This window comes from Fulvivirga aurantia, assembly GCF_009711475.1.
GTDB lineage: Bacteria > Bacteroidota > Bacteroidia > Cytophagales > Cyclobacteriaceae > Fulvivirga > Fulvivirga aurantia.
Genome location: NZ_SMMD01000579.1, coordinates 1 through 4275, shown reverse-complemented (window position 1 = coordinate 4275; position 4275 = coordinate 1). Strand labels below are relative to the sequence as shown.

2 protein-coding genes are annotated in these 4275 nt (G+C 38.8%); one reads left to right on the top strand and one right to left on the bottom strand.

Annotated features, from left to right (window positions below; translation table 11 throughout):
- Positions 1-132 precede the first annotated feature (132 nt).
- Positions 133-3669, bottom strand: a complete 3537-nt coding sequence (smc, locus tag E1176_RS05000) for a chromosome segregation protein SMC (RefSeq protein ID WP_155209468.1) — start codon at positions 3667-3669, stop codon at positions 133-135.
- Between the two features lie 140 nt (positions 3670-3809).
- On the opposite strand from smc, the gene E1176_RS04995 reads away from it, so the two are divergent.
- A partial coding sequence (locus tag E1176_RS04995; RefSeq protein WP_222933088.1) for a hypothetical protein occupies positions 3810-4275 on the top strand: 466 nt, incomplete at its 3' end.

Below are 4275 nucleotides of genomic sequence, written 5' to 3'. Positions count from 1 at the left end.
AGCTAAAAAACTAGCACTACTTCACGTAGAAGGCGATTTAATCTACCTTTTTGTCATAATAATTATGACTTTACCAATAAATTGTACATTTCTAAGGGTAAACCCTCAAAGGCTGTGGGGGAATCTATGGATTTAATCCACCAATTCGCGCAGGTCTACCGGCACTACTCTTGACACACCTTGCTCAATCATAGTGATACCATAAATTACATCAGTAGAGGCCATGGTTCTTTTGTTGTGGGTGACAATAATAAACTGTGACTCCTTAGAAAACTTCTGAATGATGTTATTAAACTTATCGATGTTGGCATCATCAAGAGGTGCATCTACCTCATCGAAAATACAAAAAGGAGCCGGTTTAAGCAGATAAATAGCGAAAAGTAGTGATGTGGCCGTAAGCGTCTTCTCACCACCGGACAGCTGATTAATTGTAAGCGGCCTTTTACCTTTTGGTTTTGCTATAATTTCAATTTTCGATTCAAGCGGATTGTCAGGATCCATCAATTTCAGGTCGCAATCATCTTCATCGGTAAATAAGCTGCGGAATACCTTCATAAAGTTTTCCTTGACCTTGGCATAAGCATCTAAAAACGTGTCTTTTGCCACAGTATCTATCTCAGAGATTGTAGTAAGCAGTGATTCTTTAGCCTTAAGCAAGTCTTCCTTCTGCTCATTTATAAAGTCATTTCGCTCTTTTATCTCCTCGTAGGCTTCGAGAGCCATTGGGTTAATTGGGCCCATGCGCTCTAACTTTTCTTTTATTTTAGATACAGCCTCTCTTAAATCAACATCGTTTTTGCCTTCCTCTTCTTCAGAAAGCTCTTCGTCCATGATTTGATCCAGATTGATATCAAACTCTACAGAAAGTCGCTCTTTTACGGCACTCAGTTCCAATTTAGTCTCGTTGAGCGTATTCTGCAGTTCCATGAGTACTGTATCGATCTGCTCTCTTGAGCGTTGTATCTCTCTTTCAGACTTATCTATCTCATCTATTTCTCCTCGGGCTGCATAGTAGTTTTTCTCCGCTTCATTTACACCCTCTTCAATCGCCTCTTTTTCATCATAAAGTGCGATAAGCTCGTCATCACCAATTTCAGATTTTTCTACGAGTTGCTTTATTTCCTCTTCGTTACGCTTGAGCTCATTCTGGTTTTTCTCAATGCGCTCACTACTACTATTAAAGGTATCCTGCTTGTATTCAGCTTCTTGCTCAATACTCTTTACGCGATTTTCTTGTTGGTGAAAGAAAATATTTTGTTCGTTAAACGCACTAGACTTTTCATTGAGGATTTCATTTTCCTCATTTAGGTCGGAGGTGAGCTGAGCCAGCTTTTCTTCAGTGAGTTTGAGGTCCTTTTCTTCTTGTTCAGCACGAGGCTTGCTTTCCTGTATGTCTTCTGTGAGTTCTTCTATTTTTTCAAGGATATTATCCTTTCTTGAGTCAGCATCAGAAAGCATTTGACTAAACTGCTCTTGTTTAGTTTTTATGCTGATGTATTCTTCATTGATATGTCTGATTTCTTCCTGAAGTTCCTCAATCGCCTCTTTGTTGATTTTTGAGCGGAGAGATTCAAGCTCCTTGTTTTTTTCTGATAGGCTGGTCTCGACATCGCCCAGCTTTGCATTAAGCTCTTTGATCTCCTTATCTAATTTTTCAAGATTTTTGGCCCTACCAATTTTTTTGCCCTCAAAAAGTCCTACTGACCCACCAGAGATGCTAAAGCGCCTTTTAGTGACTTTTCCATTTTTGGTAATGAATATACTGTCTTCGTTTTGAGGAATATCCTTATACTCTCCCTCAAATAAATAAACACCATCGAGTATGTAGCCCATGAGCTTTTTGTACTTGGTATCATACTCCATTATTTCCGTAGCGGGAAAGGCATTGCCATAGATTTTGGTGTCAGAGGGTGTGAAATCCTGGAAAGAGTCCAGAATGAAAAAGTTGGCCTTTCCTCTGGCTGCATCACTTAAGATATTGATCGCTTCATAAGCATCGGCCTCTTTATCTACAATGTAGTAGTTTAAGTACGGCTCCAGGTAATTTTCTACTGTAACACGATATTCACTTTTACAAGTAAGTATATCGGATAGGAGAGGAGCATTCTTTTTCCAGCTGGTTTTCTTCTTAAGGAATTTAATAGCCTCAGGGAAACCCTCAAGACTTTCTACTAAAGATTTTGTGAGGTTATATTCGTTTTGCTTGGCATCGAGCTTACGATTGATCTGGGTAAGCTCTTCTTTTATCACCTCAATGGTTTTGGTGGTAGACTCGATCCTGTTACTCAGATCTTCATCTTCAGCCTTAAGTTTTTCCTGCGAGTTCCTTTTTACTTTAAGTTCTTCAGAAAGCTCATTTACTTTTTTATCAAACTCAATCAGGCTTGCACTTTGCTCGCTGGTATCAGTAGCAGTACGCTCCAGCTCTTGCTTAAGCGATGAAAGTTGCAGTTCCTTGATTTCAACAGATTTTTTAAGCTGATAGACCTCTTCCTGTTCGTTTTTTTGAACCTTTCTTAAGGTATCAGTTTCCTCTTGCAGGTGTGTGGTTTTGTTTTTCTGAACCTGATAGTCTTCTCTCAGTACATTAAGCTTTTGCTCTATCTCCTGTAGTATTTTCTGAGCAGATTCTTTTTCCTGATTAAGAGACTCAAGGCTAAATGCAGCACGTTCGTTACTTTTCTTATCTTGTGCTAGCTGGTCCCTTAGACTCTCAGATTTGTCATTAAGAAACCTTAGTCTTTCGTTTTTTATCTTTTTCTCACTCTCATATTGGCGTATATTGGCCACATGCGTATTGAGTGCTTTCTGTCTGGAGGCTAAAGTTTTTTCTTTGGCTATGAGATCAGCCTTGGCTTTTTCTAAGAAAGCCTCTTTTTCTTTAACCTGCTTATTGAGGCTAATTTTTTTGTCATTCTCACGCTCTATCTGCTTGGTAATAGACTGAAACTTATCAGTGTGCTTACTTACAGTGATACGAGCCAGCTGAATACTAAGCTTCTTATATTCTTCTTTATACTTATAGTATTTTTCAGTTTGTTTCGCTTGTCGCTCGAGAGATTTCATGTTCTTCTCGATCTCATACAAGAGATCCTCTACACGGTCAAGGTCAGCATCAGTATCTTCGAGCTTTTTAAGCGTCTCTTTTTTTCTGGTTTTAAACTTAGATATCCCTGCCGCTTCTTCAAAAAGAGCCCTACGTGAGTTGTCTTTATCGTTGAGCAGGTCATCAACCATCTTCAATTCGATGATGGCATAGCTATTAGAAGCAATTCCTGTGTCCAGAAAGAGGTTTGTAATATCCTTTCTCCGACAAGTGACTCCATTAAGCAAATATTCACTTTCACCAGATCGATAGTATCTTCGGGTAATACTTACTTGCGAGTACTCGGTGGGTAAGAGGTTTTTGGTGTTTTTAAAGGTGAGCGATACTTCTGCCATTTGAGATGGCTTTCTTTTCTTAGTACCGTTAAAGATCACATTCTCCATTTTGTCGGAGCGTAGTGTTTTACTGCTCTGCTCACCAAGCACCCAGCGTATTGAGTCGACAATATTAGATTTGCCACAACCATTGGGTCCTACAATACCTGTAATCCCCTCATCAAAGTTGATGGTCACTTTATCGCCAAAACTCTTAAAACCCTTAATTTCCAGCCTGGAAAGCTCCATTGAGATACAATTAAATAATACCTGTCAAAAAATTTGAGAAGCCTCAACTTATAAACATGATCTCCCATTCTTAATTAGAAGAATAATGATAGGAGAAAAGGCAACAAATTTATAATTAAAAATGATAAATTTGGCATACTATGGATGATATTCAACTCATACTCTACATTATATTTGCCGTTATAGCTATTCTCTCGCAAGTTTTTAAAGCTAAAAACAAACAGCAACCCAAGGCCCCACAGCAAAACGATCAGGAAGATTATGCAGATGATCGTAGATCTCAACCACAATCTTTTGAAGATTTATTAAAGGAGTTCACTGGAGAAAAAGATGTTAAAGAACATAAAGAGTGGCAGGAGCAGTCAGCTGAAGATTTTAATCAGGATGATGATGAGATAAGAAGGGTGTATGAGGATTCTGTGCAGGATGCTAAAAACCTAAAAACTATAGATGAGCTCGTGGACCTGGGTGATGATCGACATACAGGAAATTTTCAACACTTTAGAGGCTATGAAGAAGACGAAGAAGATGAGCAAAGTGAGTATGTGAGAATGCTTCAGGATGCAGAAGGTGCAAAGAAGGCTATAATCTTAAGTGAGATCGTCA